Source organism: Thermosynechococcus sp. (assembly GCF_025999095.1).
Lineage (GTDB): Bacteria > Cyanobacteriota > Cyanobacteriia > Thermosynechococcales > Thermosynechococcaceae > Thermosynechococcus.
In genome coordinates, this window is the sequence record NZ_AP024678.1 from 40,511 (window position 1) to 58,839 (window position 18,329).

At 54.1% G+C, this 18,329-nt stretch carries 22 protein-coding genes; 9 read left to right on the top strand and 13 right to left on the bottom strand.

The window, feature by feature from the left end:
• Positions 1-84: 84 nt before the first annotated feature.
• The 6 genes from Q0W94_RS00215 to speA form a co-directional block, all read right to left on the bottom strand.
• On the bottom strand, positions 85-555 hold the full coding sequence (locus tag Q0W94_RS00215) for a CBS domain-containing protein (RefSeq protein ID WP_297759694.1): 471 nt from the start codon (positions 553-555) through the stop codon (positions 85-87).
• 2 nt (positions 556-557) lie between these two features.
• A complete protein-coding gene (gene aroH, locus Q0W94_RS00220) occupies positions 558-989 on the bottom strand; it encodes a chorismate mutase (RefSeq protein WP_011057640.1) in 432 nt (143 codons plus the stop codon).
• A 30-nt stretch (positions 990-1,019) separates the two neighbouring features.
• Positions 1,020-1,844 carry a signal peptide peptidase SppA gene (gene sppA / locus Q0W94_RS00225; RefSeq protein WP_297759696.1) on the bottom strand — a complete coding sequence of 275 codons (825 nt, stop codon included), beginning with the start codon at positions 1,842-1,844 and terminating at the stop codon, positions 1,020-1,022.
• Positions 1,845-1,919: 75 nt separating this feature from the next.
• Positions 1,920-3,119, bottom strand: coding sequence for an S-layer homology domain-containing protein (locus Q0W94_RS00230; RefSeq protein ID WP_297759698.1), 1,200 nt, complete (start codon positions 3,117-3,119; stop codon positions 1,920-1,922).
• Positions 3,100-3,486 carry a hypothetical protein gene (locus Q0W94_RS00235; RefSeq protein ID WP_297759699.1) on the bottom strand — a complete coding sequence of 129 codons (387 nt, stop codon included), beginning with the start codon at positions 3,484-3,486 and terminating at the stop codon, positions 3,100-3,102. Before Q0W94_RS00235 ends, Q0W94_RS00230 begins: the two co-directional genes overlap by 20 nt.
• A gap of 8 nt (positions 3,487-3,494) precedes the next feature.
• Positions 3,495-5,408, bottom strand: coding sequence for a biosynthetic arginine decarboxylase (speA, locus tag Q0W94_RS00240; RefSeq protein ID WP_297762443.1), 1,914 nt, complete (start codon positions 5,406-5,408; stop codon positions 3,495-3,497).
• Between the two features lie 156 nt (positions 5,409-5,564).
• Here speA and accC point away from each other — a divergent pair, with 156 nt between their 5' ends.
• From accC to Q0W94_RS00270, 6 genes are all read left to right on the top strand, one after another.
• The gene (gene accC, locus Q0W94_RS00245; RefSeq protein ID WP_297759701.1) at positions 5,565-6,926 is read left to right on the top strand and encodes an acetyl-CoA carboxylase biotin carboxylase subunit; all 1,362 of its coding nucleotides are present in this window, start codon (positions 5,565-5,567) and stop codon (positions 6,924-6,926) included.
• Positions 6,926-7,996, top strand: coding sequence for an undecaprenyldiphospho-muramoylpentapeptide beta-N-acetylglucosaminyltransferase (murG, locus tag Q0W94_RS00250; RefSeq protein WP_297759703.1), 1,071 nt, complete (start codon positions 6,926-6,928; stop codon positions 7,994-7,996). The genes accC and murG overlap by 1 nt, the downstream gene beginning before the upstream one ends.
• A 10-nt stretch (positions 7,997-8,006) precedes the next feature.
• Complete coding sequence (locus Q0W94_RS00255; RefSeq protein ID WP_297759705.1) at positions 8,007-8,501, top strand: low molecular weight protein-tyrosine-phosphatase; 495 nt, start codon at positions 8,007-8,009, stop codon at positions 8,499-8,501.
• Positions 8,501-9,526: a phosphoribosylformylglycinamidine cyclo-ligase gene (gene purM / locus Q0W94_RS00260; protein WP_297759707.1), complete on the top strand. Its 1,026-nt coding sequence runs from the start codon at positions 8,501-8,503 to the stop codon at positions 9,524-9,526. The genes Q0W94_RS00255 and purM overlap by 1 nt, the downstream gene beginning before the upstream one ends.
• Positions 9,527-9,618: 92 nt before the next feature.
• Positions 9,619-10,293, top strand: coding sequence for a Uma2 family endonuclease (locus Q0W94_RS00265; protein ID WP_297759709.1), 675 nt, complete (start codon positions 9,619-9,621; stop codon positions 10,291-10,293).
• Between the two features lie 40 nt (positions 10,294-10,333).
• Positions 10,334-10,996, top strand: a complete 663-nt coding sequence (locus Q0W94_RS00270) for a Uma2 family endonuclease (RefSeq protein WP_297759711.1) — start codon at positions 10,334-10,336, stop codon at positions 10,994-10,996.
• 158 nt (positions 10,997-11,154) lie between these two features.
• Here the strand turns inward: Q0W94_RS00270 and Q0W94_RS00275 are convergent, their stop codons facing one another.
• From Q0W94_RS00275 to Q0W94_RS00305, 7 genes are read right to left on the bottom strand one after another with little or no spacing between them, the layout of a single operon-like run.
• Positions 11,155-11,814, bottom strand: coding sequence for a Na(+)/H(+) antiporter subunit B (locus tag Q0W94_RS00275; protein ID WP_297759713.1), 660 nt, complete (start codon positions 11,812-11,814; stop codon positions 11,155-11,157).
• Positions 11,811-12,341, bottom strand: coding sequence for a DUF4040 domain-containing protein (locus tag Q0W94_RS00280; protein WP_297759715.1), 531 nt, complete (start codon positions 12,339-12,341; stop codon positions 11,811-11,813). The genes Q0W94_RS00275 and Q0W94_RS00280 overlap by 4 nt, the downstream gene beginning before the upstream one ends.
• On the bottom strand, positions 12,334-12,612 hold the full coding sequence (locus tag Q0W94_RS00285; protein WP_315863134.1) for a monovalent cation/H(+) antiporter subunit G: 279 nt from the start codon (positions 12,610-12,612) through the stop codon (positions 12,334-12,336). Before Q0W94_RS00285 ends, Q0W94_RS00280 begins: the two co-directional genes overlap by 8 nt.
• A 14-nt stretch (positions 12,613-12,626) precedes the next feature.
• Positions 12,627-12,887: a hypothetical protein gene (locus Q0W94_RS00290; protein ID WP_297759718.1), complete on the bottom strand. Its 261-nt coding sequence runs from the start codon at positions 12,885-12,887 to the stop codon at positions 12,627-12,629.
• Entirely contained in the window at positions 12,884-13,273 is a 390-nt protein-coding gene (locus Q0W94_RS00295) for a Na+/H+ antiporter subunit E (protein ID WP_297759720.1), read from the bottom strand. Before Q0W94_RS00295 ends, Q0W94_RS00290 begins: the two co-directional genes overlap by 4 nt.
• Entirely contained in the window at positions 13,270-14,694 is a 1,425-nt protein-coding gene (locus tag Q0W94_RS00300; protein ID WP_297759722.1) for a cation:proton antiporter, read from the bottom strand. The genes Q0W94_RS00295 and Q0W94_RS00300 overlap by 4 nt, the downstream gene beginning before the upstream one ends.
• Before the next feature lie 9 nt (positions 14,695-14,703).
• Positions 14,704-15,045 (bottom strand): cation:proton antiporter subunit C, encoded by a 342-nt coding sequence (locus tag Q0W94_RS00305; protein WP_297759725.1) that lies wholly within the window; start codon positions 15,043-15,045, stop codon positions 14,704-14,706.
• Between the two features lie 336 nt (positions 15,046-15,381).
• On the opposite strand from Q0W94_RS00305, the gene Q0W94_RS00310 reads away from it, so the two are divergent.
• The 3 genes from Q0W94_RS00310 (at position 15,382) to Q0W94_RS00320 (ending at position 18,207) form a co-directional block, all read left to right on the top strand.
• Entirely contained in the window at positions 15,382-16,983 is a 1,602-nt protein-coding gene (locus tag Q0W94_RS00310; RefSeq protein WP_297759727.1) for an NAD(P)H-quinone oxidoreductase subunit 4, read from the top strand.
• Between the two features lie 127 nt (positions 16,984-17,110).
• A complete protein-coding gene (locus tag Q0W94_RS00315; protein WP_011057657.1) occupies positions 17,111-17,338 on the top strand; it encodes a Calvin cycle protein CP12 in 228 nt (75 codons plus the stop codon).
• A gap of 11 nt (positions 17,339-17,349) precedes the next feature.
• Complete coding sequence (locus tag Q0W94_RS00320; RefSeq protein WP_297759729.1) at positions 17,350-18,207, top strand: fructosamine kinase family protein; 858 nt, start codon at positions 17,350-17,352, stop codon at positions 18,205-18,207.
• Positions 18,208-18,329: the final 122 nt, after the last annotated feature.

Genomic DNA, 18,329 nt, shown 5'->3' on the forward strand with positions numbered 1-18,329 from the left:
TTCCAGCGATCGCGAGCAAACCTGTGGCTATTGTATGGAAAGTCACTCGTCTTGAAAGTTAGGGCCAGGCCAATTTGACAAACGTCACGCAGAGGCCTCTTGGGCATGCAAGGCTCGCAACAGATCATGGCGGCTAATGATGCCCACTAACTCCCCCTGATCGTTCAAAACCGGTAGGCGACTAATGTGGTGATTGACCATGAGGCGAGCTGCTTCGGAAATGGGTGCATCCACGTTAATCGTGTGGGGGTTGGAGGTCATGACGTCCTGCACCTGTTGGCCGAGGGTTTTCTTGAGGTGCTGGTGAAAAGACTCTGGAGACTCGAAGTAAATGATGCTCCCTAGGAAAGTGATGTATAACGGCGGCTCTAAGGGTGCTTCGCGCACGATCAAGTCAGCTTCAGAGACCAATCCCACCAATTTGCCCTTATCGTCCACAACGGGGAGGCCGCGCACCTGTTTTGCTTCCATGAGACGAACTGCTTCCGCAATCGGGGCAGCGGCACGAATGGTAACGGGGTTGGGGGTCATGTAATCACGGACGAGAGCGGTCATAGTTAACCTAGGGAATGGGAGGACAGTTCGAGGGGATGGTAGTCACCATGCATTGCCAGATCGGGGCGGAGGCTTTGGGCATGCCGCAGGTAAGCATGGTAAATCGGTTGATCTGGGTTGGGGGTGTTGAAGTAAATTAAGCAGCGGATACAGCGGGGCAGGCCTCCCTCGACGTGCATTTGTTGGACATCGAGGAGGGGAACGTTGCGCCAGTGGGGACATTCACGGGCGATCGCCGCCGGAAAAATCTGATCGAGGTCACGGGTGACAGAAAAGGTGACACTAATTACTTCCGAGAAATCAAGGGCATTGCGCCGCTCAATCTCACCGAGGAGTTCCAAAACCGCCTCACGGATTGCGGGAATTGAATTTTCCGTGGCGGTAGTTGCTCCACGAATTGCTCGGACGCGCCAGCCCACAGTGTGCTCCTCCATCAAGACATCCGCAAGGGTACTGTATTCAGCTTAGGGGCGATAGAGCCATAGGGGAAGTCCATTGGTAGCCATTTCAAATTCCAACCAGTCCAGACCCGCCTGCCACGGGAAGGGGAAACGCTCCTGCTGACGTGGAAACAGCCGAGCTAAGGGGGACTTGGGTTCTTCGATGGTTTGCACCTTGGTTTTGCTGGGGTCAAGGCCGGCCAGTTCCGCCAACCAGCGACGGGCATCCTCCTCAGTGCCCAAGCGATCGACGAGTCCTAGGGCAAGGGCCTGCTCACCCGTAAAAACCCGGCCATCGGCAAAACTGCGCACCGTTTCCACATCAAGGTTGCGGCCTTCGGCCACGGTTTGGACAAATTGGTGATAGCTGGTGTCAATCAGGTCTTGCAGAATGCGGATTTCCTCCTCCGTAAGGTCGCGATCAAAAGCCAGAATATCTTTGTAGGGACCAGACTTGATCACCTTGAAGGAGACTCCCACCTTATCGAGGAGCCGTTGCAAATTGTTGCCCCGCAGGATGACGCCAATACTGCCCGTAATGGTGCCGGGGTTGGCCATGATGTGCTGTGCCCCCATGCCGATATAGACTCCGCCAGAGGCAGAGATGTTGCCAAAACTGGCCACGATTTTCATTTTCGACTGCAAGCGCTTGAGGGCAGCATAGATCTCTTGGGAGTCACCTACGGTACCGCCGGGACTGTCAATGCGCACGAGCAGCGCCGGGTAGCCCCGTTCTTCAATGGTTTTCAGGGCTTTGAGGACACGCCGGCGAGTACCCCCAGCGATCGCCCCCGTAATTTCGAGGCGGGCAATTTGACGACGGTAACCACGGGATAAGGGCCAAGGCATAGGCAACAATCCGTTCAGTAAATCGTGACTCAGTAAATCGTGACAATTCACTCGGATTTCTAATCTAGCAAGGTTCTAGGAGGGGGAGGGCGGCGCCTGCTTGACCATTGCTGCTGAGAGTCCCTCGGTACCGTTGCCGATATACCACAGAGCTGCTGCGGCTTCAGCATGGGTGACGGGTTTTTGGGGCTGAAGCAAGAGCGTTTCTCCCCACACGCGGCGAATGTTCGAGAGATCCCCCGCGAGGTAGTCAGCGGCCACGGCATTGATGGCGGTGGGAGCAATCCGTTGACTGTCCTTGAACCCCCAGGTTTGCTGAATGCGATCAATCGTGCTGGGACTCAGCCGCCCCTGTTGATCGAGGGGGACTTTCCACTGCAATAGGGTTTCACGGGTGAGGGGAGCCTCAGGACGAAAGAGAGCACTGGTATCGCCAGTGAGGGAACTGGGCAAAAATCCTGCCATCGCCAGTCCTTGAATATAGGGAAAGTCGGGATGGTCACGGGGGACATCTTGGAAAATGGGTGTGTCATTGCGGTTGCCGAGGCGGATTTGCCGGGCGGGGCGATCGGCATAAAAGCGGTTGTAGGTCGTGACTAACCAGCGCACAAACTGGCCACGACGGATAGGGGTATTGGGTTGCAGGCGATCGCCCGTCGTGCTAAGTACCCCCAGTTCGGCTAAATCGCGAATGGCGGGTTGGAGGGGAGCGGGGGCCTGGTCGAGATCGGTAAAGACTTGGGGGGCGTTGGGGTTGGGTTGGGGAGTCCCTGTGGCCGTGGTGCTCTTGACGGGTGTGTAAGCCACGGTGAACATTGTCAGGTTATTTTCTGGCACCGTGTTGATGGTAACGCTCACCTCTAGCTCAGAGCTGCGCCCCTTGAGGGTGATTGTCTTATCGGCCACCTGTTGCTCCACCAGTTGCCAGCCCGACTGTTGAAATTGCTGACTATAGAATTGCTGGATGGCGATCGCCGGCGCTGCTACTTGCCAGCGGGTTACTGTGGTTTGAGGGGCTTCCGGCTGCGGTTGAGTGCTTAGGAAGGTGGCATTGGGAAACCGCAAATTTTCTGGCAGTGTTGCTGGAGCTGCCGCAGAGGGTAGTGCTGTCGGGGATTGGCTTGCCCATTGGTCGGCATTGGGATCGGCAGCAAACCAATTTTGTAGCCCACTGCCCTCACAACTACTGAGAAGCAGGGCACTCAAGAATAAGCTCCATCCCAATTGGCGCGATCGCTTCAAGGTTCTGCCACCCTCAGCTTGATACTGTTTCACTGAGCACTGATTTCAGCCGCCACAGGAGGACAGTCTGCCCCAACTCCAAGGGCAGCGGCGTTACGCCCTCAATACAGGACTGTACCCAGCCCTCCCCCCAAGACCACTCCTGCCAACCTTCAATGGCCTGCCGCAGCACCAGGACCAGTCGCTCTGCTGTGAGTAGTTCCACGCGATGTTCCAGTTTTAACCACAGGAATTCACTGGTGAAGGTATCCCCCACCTGCAGGCGATCGCCTGTCATCTGGAGCTGTAGGGGCCACAACCACTGCCGTAGCTTGGCCGGCTGCGTCAAATGCTCCCGCAGTTGGTCTGTGGTGGCGGGCACGTCAATGCGCAAATGACTTGACTGAAAAGTTCCCAGCATGGTGTTCCCTAGGAGCATAGGTAGGTGTAGCTGCGCAGACTCCGCTCATAGTTTTCTAGCAAGTGCTGCGCCTCGGCCAAGGTAATTTGTTCTTCTGCTAGCGCCGCCTCCGTGCGACAGCGAATTTTTTCCAGCAGAGCATCCCCTTGGTACTGCACATAGCCTAGGACTTCTTGCATTGTATCGCCCCGCACCAAGTGCTCAATTTCGTAGCCTTTGGGGGTTAGACGAATATGGACGGCATTGGTATCCCCAAAAAGATTGTGGAGATTGCCCATAATTTCTTGATAGGCACCGTTGAGAAAAAGACCCAGGTAGTAGGGTTCACCCGGGCGCAAGGGATGCAGTTCCAAGACTGATTTCACATCCCGCAGATCAATGAACTGGTCAATTTTGCCGTCGCTGTCGCAGGTGAGATCCGCAAGGATGCCCCGTTCCGTGGGTTCTTCGTCAAGACGGTGGATCGGCATAATCGGAAACAGTTGATCGATCGCCCAGCTATCGGGCACCGACTGAAACACCGATAGATTGATGTAGTAAATCGAAGCCATGATTTTCTCAAGGTCTTCGAGATCGTCGGGCACATACTCCTGCTGGCGAGCAATGCCGAGGATCTTGGCACAACAGGCCCAAAAGAGACTTTCTGCCCGGGCCCGCTCCGGCAAACTCAAATAGCCAAAGTTAAAGAGACTGATGGCTTCCCCCTTAAATTGCAGGGCGTCGTTGTAGGCCTCTTGGTAGTTGTTCTCATCAATTGTTTGGTACGTGTCGTAGAGGTTGCGGATAATGAGGTGCTCCTCTTCAGTGGCGGGTTCGGGGGTCATTTTGGGCACTTCGCTGACCCCCAAGACATTGAAAATTAACACCGATTGATGGGAGGCAATGGCACGACCACTCTCACTAATGAGGATCGGATCGGGAATGCCCCGCTGCCGACAGGCGTCCTTAATCCCAGCCACGACGTCACTGGCATAGTTTTGCATACTGTAGTTTTTTGAGGCATGGAAATTGGTTTTGGAGCCGTCGTAGTCCACCCCCAAGCCGCCGCCTACATCCAAGTACTGCATATTGGCACCCAGGCGTACCAGTTCACCGTAAATCTGCCCCGCCTCGCGAATCGCATCCTTGATGACGCTAATGGCAGAGATTTGCGAGCCAATGTGAAAGTGCAAGAGTTGCAGGGAATTGAGCATCCCTACTTCTCGCAGTTGCTCGACTGCCGCTAAAATCTCTGGCACCGTCAGACCAAACTTGGCGCGATCGCCAGCGGAGGTGCCCCAACGTCCTACCCCTTGGGTGCTCAGTTTTGCCCGCACGCCCACAATCGGCTCAATGCCCAAGGCCTGACTCACTTCAATGACTGCTGTGACTTCCTCCGGTTGCTCGAGAACAATAATTGGGGTATGACCAAGACGACGCGCCAGCATAGCCGTTTCAATATAGCTGCGATCCTTATAGCCATTGCAAATCAGTAATGCCCCTGGAGTGTTGAGCATGGCCAAGGCAATCAACAATTCCGGTTTCGAGCCCGCCTCTAGACCAAACTGATGGGACTGACCAAAGCGCACGAGGGCTTCAACGATGTGGCGCTGTTGATTGCACTTGATGGGAAAGACCCCCTTGTAGGCGCCCTGATAGCCATAGCGGGCAATGGCTCGGGCAAAGCAGGCATTCAGTCGCTCAATGCGGTCTTCGAGAATATCAGAGAAGCGCAAAAGGAGCGGTAAACCAATGTTGCGCTGCTGGAGTGCTTGCACCAGTTCATAGAGATCTAGGGAGCCACCGCGATCGCCCTTCGGTGAGACGGTGACATGACCGGCGGCATTAATGCCAAAATAGGGTTCGCCCCACCCCTGAATGCGGTAGAGTTGCTCGCTGTCCTCAATCGTCCAATTGCTGGTTTTCGTAACGGTCAATGCCATTGTGGGTGACACAGCAGCCATAGTGCGCTCCCAAACAAAACCCTGCTGATCCTAACTTGTTTTTGCCAGTGGCACCAATGCAATTAGGGTCGGCTTTTCGGAAGCGTTCAGCTGGCATGGTAGCATTAGGGATCGCTTCCCCTACCGTTGAGCGCCATGGCCTTTACGAAGATTTTGATTGCTAATCGTGGCGAAATTGCCCTACGGATTCTGCGTACCTGCGAGGAACTGGGCATTGCCACGGTTGCTGTCTATTCCACGGTGGATCGCCATGCGCTGCACGTGCAATTGGCCGATGAGGCGGTGTGCATTGGCGAAGCCCCCAGTAGCCGCAGCTATCTCAATATTCCTAACATTATTGCTGCTGCCCTCACCCGCCATGTCTCAGCGATTCACCCCGGCTACGGCTTTTTGGCGGAAAATGCCCGCTTTGCGGAGATCTGCGCCGATCACAAAATTACATTTATTGGGCCCAGCCCTGCCGCCATGCGGGCCATGGGGGATAAATCCACGGCCAAAGTAACAATGCAACGGGTGGGGGTGCCGACGATTCCCGGCAGTGATGGACTGGTGCAGGATGAGGAAACGGCGCGGGCGATCGCCCGTCAAATTGGCTATCCCCTGATGATCAAAGCCACGGCTGGGGGAGGGGGTCGGGGCATGCGCTTGGTGCGTTCTGAGGAGGAGCTGGGGCGCTCCTTAAGTGCTGCCCAGGGGGAAGCAGAAGCTGCCTTTGGCAATGCCGGTGTCTATCTGGAGCGATTTATTGAAAATCCCCGCCACATTGAATTCCAAATTCTCGCGGATAGCTATGGCAATGTCATTCACCTAGGGGAGCGCGATTGCTCCGTACAACGGCGTCACCAAAAGCTCCTTGAGGAGGCCCCTAGCCCCGCCCTCACCCCAGAACTGCGTGCCAAGATGGGGGAAGCCGCTGTCACCGCTGCCAAAGCCATTAACTATGTTGGTGCTGGCACGATTGAATTTCTCCTTGACAGCCAAAACAACTTTTACTTTATGGAGATGAATACCCGCATTCAGGTGGAGCACACCGTCACGGAAATGATTACGGGCCTCGATCTGATTGCGGAGCAAATTCGCATTGCTCAGGGGGAACCCCTCAGCTTGACCCAAGAGCAGGTTCAGTTGCAGGGACACGCCATTGAGTGCCGCATCAATGCCGAAGATCCAGAGCGTAATTTCCGTCCCCATCCGGGTCGCATTAGTGGCTATTTGCCCCCTGGAGGGCCGGGGGTACGCATGGATTCCCATGTCTATACTGACTATGAAATCCCCCCCTACTATGATTCCCTCATTGGCAAGCTAGTTGTGTGGGGGAGCGATCGCCCCGCCGCCATTGCCCGTATGAAGCGTGCCCTACGGGAATGTGCAATTACGGGGGTGCCCACCACCATTCCCTTTCATCAACAGGTGATGGACACACCGGAGTTCCGCAGTGGTATTGTCTATACCAATTTTGTGGATAAGCTCATGACCACCTTGGGCTGGAATGTCTAATGCTTGGGCAAAGGAAACTACTGATTGCAGCCAGTGGCACTGGGGGACATCTGTTTCCGGCACTGGCGGTGGCTGAGGAGTTACCTGAATATGAGATCCATTGGTTGGGGGTGCGCGATCGGCTCGAAAATCAGCTTATTGCACCCCATTACCCCCTACATAGGGTGAACTTGAGTGGACTACAGAGCAAAACACCCTGGGCTAAGTTGCGCCCCCTCTGGCAATTTTGGGGGGCCTTTTGGCAAACCCGTCAGCTACTCAAGCAGGGAGGCTTTCAGGGGGTGTTTACCACAGGGGGATACATTGCTGCCCCTGCCATTCTAGCCGCCCGCAGCTTGGGACGCGTGGCCATCCTCCATGAATCCAACGCCCTACCGGGCAAAGTCACCCGCTGGCTGGCTCCTTGGTGTACGGTAGTAGCCCTGGGCACCCCCGCCAGCTTGGCTTACCTTAAGTCTAAGAAGCTCAATCTCCGCATCACCGGCACACCGGTTCGCCAAGATATTCTCAACCCCGGCCCCCTCGAGTTACCGATTCCTAAGAATGTCCCCGTGATTCTCGTGATGGGGGGCAGCCAGGGGGCAGTGGCCATCAATCGCCTTGTACGGGCAACTGTTCACCGCTGGCTCGAGGCCGGGGCTTGGGTCGTGCATCTCACGGGCAACAATGATCTCGATGTTCACACTGTTCAGCATCCCCACTACCTCGTCTTTCCCTTTTTTGAACCCATGGGACCTTTACTCCATCGCGCTGATATTGCGATTAGCCGAGCTGGCGCCAGTGCCTTAGCAGAACTCACGCTGACGGCAACCCCAGCTCTGTTAATTCCCTATCCCTATGCCGCTGAGGATCACCAAACGGTGAATGCCGAAGTCTTGGTTAGGGCCGGAGCGGCTGAGATGATTCCCCAATCGGCATTGACGAGCGATCGCCTTGGACAGATCATTTTAGAATGGCTAGGGCAGCCGCAAAAATTACAAGTCATGGCCGAGAATGCCCGCCAATTGGCGATGTCCAACAGCAGTCAGCAAGTTGCTGATCTCATTCGTACGCTGATTCCCGCCTCCTAGGAAACGCGCTATGCCCATTCGTCTTCTTTTTGTTTGCCTTGGTAATATCTGTCGCTCCCCGGCGGCCGAAGGGATGATGAAGGATTTGGTCAAAAAGGCAGGTTTAGAGCATGAGATTCAGTGCGATTCCGCTGGCACCAGCAACTTCCACGTGGGCGATCCACCGGATGCCCGAATGGTCATGACGGCACGGCAACGGGGCCTGCACCTCAACCATCGCGCCCGGCAATTTCATGCTGCCGACTTTGAGGAATTTGATCTGATTTTGGCGATGGATCGGGAAAATTACTACGATATTTTCCGCCTTGATCCCGCGGGGCAATACCGCGATAAAGTGCGGCTGATATGTGATTTTTGCCGTCACCACGACGCGAAGGAAGTGCCCGACCCCTACTACGGCGGTCGTCAAGGGTTTGAGAAGGTGTTGGATCTGCTCACCGATGCCTGTGAAGGCCTACTGGAGTATCTCAAGGCCAACTATCCCCAACTACAGGAGCAGCATTGATGGACTATCGCAGTGCCGGTGTCGATGTGGCCGCGGGCCGCGCTTTTGTTGAGCAGATCCGCCCCTTGGTGCAGCGAACGCGACGCCCTGAAGTGGTGGGACGACTGGGGGGGTTTGCCGGTCTGTGTCAAATCCCCCAGGGCTATCGTCAACCCCTTTTGGTCTCAGGAACTGATGGGGTGGGCACCAAGCTAAAACTGGCTCAAGCCCTCGATCGCCACGATACCGTCGGCATTGATCTGGTGGCCATGTGTGTCAACGATGTCCTCACCTGTGGCGCTGAACCCCTGTTTTTCTTGGACTACATTGCCTGTGGCCGCCTGGCACCAGAGATGATGACCGCTGTGGTGGCGGGTATTGCCCAAGGGTGCGAAGCGGCAGGTTGCGCCCTTTTGGGAGGCGAAACCGCTGAAATGCCAGGTTTTTATGCCGAAGGCGTTTATGATCTAGCGGGCTTTTGTGTCGGTGTGGTGGAGCAAGATCAAGTCCTCGATGGTTCCCAGGTGCAGGTGGGCGATGTGGTGCTTGGCTTGGCCAGCTCTGGGTTGCACAGTAATGGCTTTAGTTTGGTGCGCAAAATTCTCAGCGATCGCCAGCTCAGTTGGCAGGACACTCCCCTTAACTCTACTCCCCTTGGCGAATTATGTCTAGAACCCACCCGTATTTACGTTCAGCCCATCCGCGCTGCCCTAAGCCAAGGAATTCCCATCCACGGCATGGCCCATATCACCGGCGGTGGGTTGCCTGAAAATTTACCCCGCTGTTTGGGCGAAGGGCGATCGGCACAACTGGATCCCCAAGCTTGGCCAATTCCGCCTCTGTTTCACTGGCTGGGGAAGATGGGAGAAGTCAGCTTGGGTGAACTCTTTAACACCTTCAATATGGGTATTGGCTACACTGTTGTTTTGCCCCCATCGGCAGTGGCAGCGGCGCAGACGTGCTTTGCTCAGTGGGGGATTGAAAGTTGGCCGATTGGCACCGTTGTTGCGGGCACCGGTGGGGTGTTGGGATTACCTGCGGCCTAATTGATTCACATTTGGCGTTCAGCGTTTGGCTCACGCCTAGAATACCCACCTAGAATAAAGGTGCTGGGTGCTATCACAGACTGTTGCGCAAAATGGTAGCTCATCTCCTCCCCCTTGAAAGTGGCGATCGCCTAACCCGCGAAGAATTTGAATACCGCTACGGGCGCTGTCCCCACATTAAGAAGGCTGAACTGATTAACGGAGTAGTGTTTGTGGCCTCACCCATTCGGGCTAGAAACCACGCCCAGCCCCACAGCAATATTCTTGGCTGGCTCTTTCACTACAGCATTGAATTCAGTGGCTTGACGGTCTGCGATAACGCAACAGTACGGCTTGATCACCAAAACGAAGTCCAACCCGATGTGCTGTTACGCCTTGAAGAATCAGCGGGGGGACAGTCGCGCATTAGTGCCGATGACTACATCGAAGGGGCACCAGAACTGGTAATTGAAATTGCCTCTAGCAGTGCTGCCTACGATCTCCACGATAAGAAGGACCTCTATTGCCATTTTGGCGTCAAGGAATATCTGGTGTGGGTGGTCTCAGAACAGGCCTTCTACTGGTATCACCGAGAGCAAGGCAGCTATGTTCAGCAGCAGCCCGATCGCGAGGGAGTACTTCGCAGTCAAGAGTTTGCCGGCCTCTGGCTAAATTTGCCTGCCCTTTTGCAAAGGGATATGAAAAGCGTAATGCTGACATTGCAACAGGGCTTAGCTTCCCCTGAATGCCAACGGTTGGCTGAAGTCTTGCAGCGGCAATTACAATAACAATCACAATAAATCGAGCGTTGCCCTTGGAGGCTACGGCATGACCCCATTAGTCAATGTTATTTCCCTTGAAAGTGGCGATCGCCTAACCCGCGAAGAATTTGAATACCGGTACGGGCGCTCTCCCCACATTAAGAAGGCTGAACTGATTAACGGAGTAGTGTTTGTGGCCTCGCCTGTACGCTACCGCCTGCATGGTGTGCCCCATAGTCAAATGATGGTCTGGGCAGGCAATTATTGCATCGCCATACCCCATCTGTTGATGGCTGATAATGCCACAGTCAGACTCGATGACAGGAATCAAGTACAGCCCGACATTATCTTGCGCCTTGAAGAATCAGCGGGGGGACAGTCGCGCATTAGTGCCGATGACTACATCGAAGGGGCACCAGAACTGGTAATTGAAATTGCCTCTAGCAGTGCTGCCTACGATCTCCACGATAAGAAGGACCTCTATTGCCATTTTGGCGTCAAGGAATATCTGGTGTGGGTGGTCTCAGAACAGGCCTTCTACTGGTATCACCGAGAGCAAGGCAGCTATGTTCAGCAGCAGCCCGATCGCGAGGGAGTGCTTCGCAGTCAAGAGTTTGCCGGCCTCTGGCTAAATTTGCCTGCCCTTTTGCAAGGGGATATGAAAAGCGTAATGCTGACATTGCAACAGGGGCTGGCGAGAAGAAGAAATCAATCGTTCACTCAGGAATAGATCAATACAAGAGCAAACCCTTGAAATGATTCTGGCGGTGATTTGCCGCTATCCAACGGTAAGCAAGGTTGTACTTTTTGGCTCGCGGGCAAGGGGGATACACAACAGGGTCTGATATTATCTGGCGATCGCCACCCCTGGCATGGACGTTGACGAAATTAGAGCAGGCCGCGATAGCGAATAAAGGTCAGCACCGCCGCCCAGGACCCCAAGGCTACTTTCAGGGCAATGAGGATATTCAGCCAAGGAATCCAGCCACCACTGAGGAGTGTGCCAAACCGTCCCGCAGGCAATGCCACCCCCATCAACAGGCTGGCACCGCAGACAATGAAAACAATCACGGAGATTTTTTCCCATGTGGCGGCATGAAAGCGACGATAAATGTGCTCTAACCACTCTGGGGCTGAGGTAATGGCCACAAGACCGATCGCCGTCCCACCAGCAACACCAGCGGCAAATCCACCCCCCGGACTCAGGTGTCCCCGCAAGGCTAACTCAATACACACAAGGGAGCAAATGGTAGCGCCAAATCTTGCTAAAACAATCGAAGGTTGATCATTGAAGCGGCTAACATGGCCAAGGGGTTTTTCATTACTGAGCAGATACTGTGCCCCCATAATGGCAAGGGTGAAGACCACCACTTCAAAAATGGTGTCGTACAGACGATTGCGCAAAATGATGGCTGTGACTGCATTGGGAATTGCGCTCTCTGTGACTAGAGTCTCAACAATCCCGATAGCTGGTATCGCTGGAATGGTGGGAATCGTCAAAATTTTAAGCAGCAGCAGTAGCGCCGCAACTCCATAAAGCCAAATCATGCGGCTGAGTCCTCTTCACTGGGCAAGGGGTAATACACGAGTTCTGTGAGAGTGGTGAGGTGGGGCTTGAGGATGGTGTAGAGGCGCGGTACACGAGTCATTGTTAGCAGTTGTGCCTTCTCCTCAGCACAAAGAGCGTGAATCTCGCGATCGCGGAGCGCTATTTGGAGTTGCTCAAACGTGGGATAAATGATTAATTCAACACGCAAATGATAGGGGGCAAGGGCGTCACGAATGGCTTTCAATAAGTGATCTAAACTATCGGTGGACAGGGACGAAGCTAAGATGCCCAATCGCAGCACCAAGGAAGAGCGGACTGCAACCGCATAGAGCATAATTGAGAGCATTGTTCCCACGAGGGATTCAGTTAGCGCCACATCGGCAGCGCCGAGAATGGCATAGAGAAGGGCAGCCACAGCACCAATAATGCCGCGAATCACAAGAGCATGGTAGGGATTCGCCTGAAACACCAACATGAGAGCTGTTAGGGGCAAGAGGGCAGTGACAGCAATGAGCCAGCTATCCATCGGTGTCCTCTCCTTGGGAACAGTAGGCTAAAACGTAGCTGAGAATGGTATTCCAAAGGGCAAGGGAGATCAGTGCCAAGACCAGAAGAGGCCATTCGCGGGGAATGCGCAGCAACACCCCGATCATGATCGCCATCGAACCCAAGGTATCGGAGACTGACAAAAAATGCAGTTTATAGAGGGGCGATCGCCGGCTCAGCAGCGGCCAAGTTCCCCACAGCCAAAGAAACAGACCAAAACTAATACAGGTATAACTGATCCACTGTAAAATCACTGGCCCCCTCCCTAAAGATTGGCTACATCCCGTAGTCGCCGCAGAATCTGGGCGAGGAGCATCAGGGCACCATTACCCACACTGAGAATGATGACGCCCACAATGCCAATCATCCAATCATCCCGCTGCACCGACACTAGCAAAATCATAATCGCCGCCTTTGTGGCAATACTGGCAAAGGCCAACATCTTCGACCAGATGTGCTCCCCTTGCCAAGCAGCATAGAGGGGAATGCCCAGAATCAGCAGCATGATGACTAAAAAGGCTGTCATTTTTCGGGTCGGCGCTCCACAAGTTGATGCACTTCAAACCAGCCCTCCTCGTCGTAGTGCAGTACGATCGTCTTGGGGGTGAAGGTAATCGTAAAAATATCCAGAAAAATCAGACCGGGGGCACGGGTAGGATCAACGGGTTCACGGAGGATCGCTTCATGGCGATGGGGGCGCACTATCATTTGGATTGCCTCAAGGTAGGCCCGAGGAACAGCCATCGCCACTTTTCCTAGGGTACTGAGCCACTGTCGCAGTGTGGCCCCACCCCCCCGCCCTTGGGGCAGCAGGAGGGAAACCAGAATACCAATCACCAGATTGACCAGACCAAAGTCTGCCGTCAGTAGCAGCCAAATCGTCAGGCGCAGGGCAAAGTTCAAATAATTCATAGGGCTAACCCCACCAAGCCAAGTAACAGCAACAGCATCACCCCTAGAAGATGCTCTAGACGTTCCCAGGCCCCTCGCCAAGACGATTCCCAGCGAGAGACCCCCAAGGCCACCAGAGCACACCCCACCAAGGGCAGCAAAAGGGCGCGTACCAAGCTCATGCCACTACTGTAGGCTTCCATGTACCCCGCATTGGCCAGAAATAGCCCACCCAGGAGCACCACTGTGGCGGCGCCATAGCCTATAGGGGTCTTGCTAGGATAGCGAGGCAAAAAGAGGAATTTGCTGTAAATTGTGGCGGACAACAAGCCAGCACCATAGAGCAGTCCTTGGTGCCACGGGTCAAGGTAACTCAATGTCAAGGCCTTAGCGGGGAAGCCAGCCAGGAAGGGCACACCGACAATGCCATAACCGGCAGTAATCAGGGCGATCGCCACTGGGCGCGGCAAACCCTCTTGGCGTAATTCACTCAGACGATGGTGGCGCAGTTCCCCCACACTTAAAAAAAGACTGGCCTTTGCCAAGCCGTGCATGAGGGCATACAAACCCGCCGCTGGCGGGGCTATGACTATCCATCCTAGTTGGCCAAGGGTACTAAAGCTGAGCAGCCGTCGTACATCATCGGCCACCAAGGCAAATATTGAGCCAAAAAAGATTGAGGCAACAGCAAAAAGCCGCACAATATCGGCAATGTTGCTATAAAGCAGACTGACGCGAACAAGGCTAAAAACCCCAGTATTTTCGACAATACCGGCTAGGAGAGCAGCAACAATAGGCGCAGCAACGACGTTAGTTTGGGGCAACCAAAGCCCACTAATGAAAATGGCGCCCTTTGCCAACAATCCCATCAAAATCAGAGCCACGGCCTCTGGCGGTGCTGGCATCAGGGCACGAAAGGCAAAGGTATGGTTTGTCTGATAAACCAGAGCTACCCCCATTAAATAAAAGAGCATGGCCACATTGCTCACCATCAGGTAGCGCAGGCCAATCCAGAGGGAGCGATCGCGGCGGGGATAGGCAATCAACAAAAAGACGACAATCCCCAGCACCTCAATATTCACGTAAAGACTGAGGAAATCCGCTGCAATAAAGACAGTGTTGGCACAACCGTGGAGTAGACACAGCAGCACATAAAAGAACGCCTTGTGGCTCTCCTGCCATGTATGGAACAGGGCTGCCAAAATGACGAGGGCATTGGTGACAATAAAGTAGCCACTAAGGGGGTCAATGCTCAGGGAAATGCCAAAGCTATCGAGAAGAACAAAGGCAGTGTTGACTTGGTTGATGCTGATCCCTAAGCCGACACCGAGGGAAACAAGGGCGATCGCCAGCGTCAGACCCCGCGCTAAGGGGGGCAGCAGATAAAGGGTTAAGCCGGCCACGAAGGGCAACAAAATCCAAGCGATCGCCAGCTCCGTCATTGGCACTTCCTACAAATACTTTTGATCAATTTCTGGAGTTTCTAAAGTCGGGTTATCCCGCGCCAGCTTCATTGCCGCTACTAGCATCAGCGTTTGAATCGACAGGCCAATCACGATGGCGGTCAAAATTACGGCTTGGGGCACCGGATCCGCATAGGCAGTATCAAAGACACCTCCACGGGCAATGGGCGTGACCAGACCACTGTGGGTGGCAATGACCACAAACAAAGCCACTATTCCAGTGCCCATGACATCCATCGTTACAATCTTCATCAGCAGGTTTTTCTTGACAATCATTCCTAGAAACCCAACCAGGATAGTGACAAAAACACTTGCTTCTAAGAAAATCATCAGACCCAACCCGCAGACACCATGATGTTTAGAACAAACTGTAGCATTCTGTTTTGCCGTTACACCTCGCCCTTTGTTATAGAACTGCACCGCGAACTGCACCGCCGTAGCCAAGGGTTAGGCACCATATGGGGAACGTTAAGGCCGCCAACCCCCATCGTAACTTTATTTTGATCAATATTAACTCTTTATTAAATAGATTTTTATAAATAGCACTGTCACAAAATTTATAATTTAGAAAAATGCTTAACAATTTGCAACATTCCGCAAATAGGTATATATTCTTACTCAGATACTTGAACAGATTACTGGACTCGTCCCTTGGGGGGTTGTCTGATGAATGTCCAATTTCCTTGGCTGACTGTACTGACACTGCTGCCTTTAGTGGCAGCCTTTTTCATTCCCGTGTTGCCCGACCGTGAGGGGAAGACAGTCCGCTGGTATGCCCTAGCGATCGCACTCCTTGAATTTGGCCTTTCGGCAATGGTTTTCTGGCAGCACTACAATGCCCAATCCGCCCAGTTCCAAATGGTGGAAATCGTGCCCTGGCTGCCGCAAATCGGCCTGAACTGGTCCCTAGCGGTTGATGGCCTGGCGGTCCCCCTGATTTTGCTGACGGGTCTGGTAAACACACTGGCCATCTTTGCGGCTTGGCCAGTCAAGCAGAAGCCGCGCTTATTTTATTTCTTGATGTTGGCGCTCTACAGTGCCCAAATTGGCGTCTTTGCTGCCCAAGATCTCATCCTCTTCTTCCTGATTTGGGAATTGGAGCTGGTGCCCGTCTATCTGCTGATTTCGATCTGGGGAGGTGCCAAACGCCAATACGCCGCTACAAAATTTATCCTCTACACTGCCGTTGGTTCCCTCTTTATCCTCATTGCCGGCCTAGGGATGGCCTTTTATGGCGGTGACTTTACCCTCGACATGGCGGCTCTAGGGCTCAAGAACTACCCCTTGGCCCTTGAACTCCTTGCCTACGCTGGCTTCCTCATTGCCTTTGGTGTCAAGCTGCCCATTTTTCCACTGCACACTTGGTTACCCGATGCCCATGGTGAAGCTTCGGCTCCAGTCTCAATGGTGCTAGCGGGCGTGCTCCTGAAAATGGGGGGCTATGGTCTCATTCGCTTCAACCTGCAAATGCTCCCGGATGCTCACATTTACTTCGCCCCTGTCCTGATTGCCCTGGGGGTCGTGAATATCGTCTATGGTGCCCTGACCGCCTTTGGCCAAGAAAACCTGAAGCGGCGGCTGGCTTACTCCTCCATTTCCCACATGGGCTTTGTGCTGCTAGGCATTGGTGCCCTCAATGGCATTGGCCTCAATGGGGCGATGCTGCAAATGCTCTCCCACGGTTTGATTGCGGCGGTTCTCTTCTTCTTGGGCGGGGTGACCTACGATCGCACCCACACATTGGCGATGGAAAAAATGAGCGGTATTGCCCAATCTATGCCCAAAACCTTTGCCCTCTTTACCGCTGGCTCTATGGCCTCATTAGCGCTGCCCGGTATGAGCGGTTTTATTAGTGAACTCACTGTCTTTTTGGGCTTGACCAACAGTGATGCCTACTCGACAACCTTCAAAGTGGGGGTGATATTCCTCGCTGCCGTGGGGGTGATTATTACGCCCGTCTATCTGCTCTCGATGGTGCGCCGGGTCTTTACGGGCAAACAAGCGGGGGATATGTTTGACAAGCTGCTTTTGGACATCAATCCGCGTGAAACCTTCATTGCCCTATCCCTCCTGGTGCCGATTATTGCCGTGGGGATGTATCCCAAGGTGGCTACCCAAACCTACGATGTGACGACGACGGCGATCGCCAGCCACGTCCATGCCGCTCTGCCTGCTGTGGCGCAGCACCATCTGCCCCTCTATGCCCAACTCACCCAATCTGCCCCCCACCTCCTCAGTGAAAAAACAGTTGCCGACAATACCCTCTAGGGGTTAGGGGTAGGGATGCGCCTTCGCCAACTGGCAGTTCAGGGCATTCATTGCTAGAGTGGAGTAACGGCATTCCTGCCCTTGGGCAGATTGCATAAACTGAATACGGTGATTCAATAAAGGCTCTATGAGTAATCTCGAGAAACAAATCGAACAAGCCCGCGAGGAAGCCCACAAAATCTGTGACACCGAAGGGGCAACCTCTGGACAGTGTGCCGCCGCTTGGGATGCCCTAGAGGAACTGCAAGCGGAAGCTGCCCACCAACGCGCTGAGCAGCAAGATCACAAAACCTCCTTCCAGCAGTACTGTGATGACAACCCGGATGCTGCTGAGTGCCGCATTTACGACGACTAAGGGTTGAGGGTGTGAGTCGCTGGCAACAGTTGTGGGAGCAATTTGCCGCAGCGACGGGTCGGCGGCTCCATGGGGGTAAAGCCGTTGCGGTGGGGGGCGGCAGTATCAACACCACCTATGTGTGGCAACATCCGGAGCAAACCCTCTTTGTTAAATTTAATCGCCCCGAACGGCAGGCTATGTTTGCTGCCGAAGCCAATGCCCTAAGGGCGATCGCCAAGGTTCAAGCGATTCGCGTTCCCCTTCCCCTGCTCTGGGGAGTGGTTGAGGACGCCAGTTTTTTAGTTTTGGAATACTTGCCCCTCACCAATGCTGGGGATTGGTGGCAGATGGGGGTAGAGCTGGCACAGTTGCACCTCCAGGGCAGTGGCGATCGCTACGGCTGGTCAGAAAATAACACCATTGGTGCTACCCCTCAAATGAACCCTTGGTCAGAGGATTGGGGCACCTTTTTCCGCGATGCGCGGCTGCGTTATCAGTTTGATCTGGCGCAGCGCCGGGGTGGATACTTTCCCAAGGCGGAGCAGCTCCTCGCAGTGATTCCAGAACTCCTAAACCATGAGCCAACCCCTACTTTGGTGCATGGCGATCTTTGGTCGGGCAATGTTGCCTTTTGTCCCACGGGGGAACCAGTGATTTTTGACCCCGCCAGTTATTATGGCGATCGCGAAGTAGATTTGGCCATGAGTGAACTTTTTGGTGGCTTTCCGGCTGCCTTTTATGAGGGCTATAACGCCACCTATCCCCTAACAGCGGGCTATGCGCAACGGAAAACCATCTACAACCTGTACCACATCCTTAATCACTTTAACCTCTTCGGCGGTAGTTATGCTGCCCAAGCCCAGTCCATGATTGAGCAGATCCTCTAACCATAGGCCGCCGGTGGAACAGAACGTTTCCCAAAGGACTCTAAGAGCAAACAGCGACCCCTAACCTGACATCGCTGTAGTATCGTGGAGTGCATGGCTTCAGTTTTTGAGTGTTTGCGAGA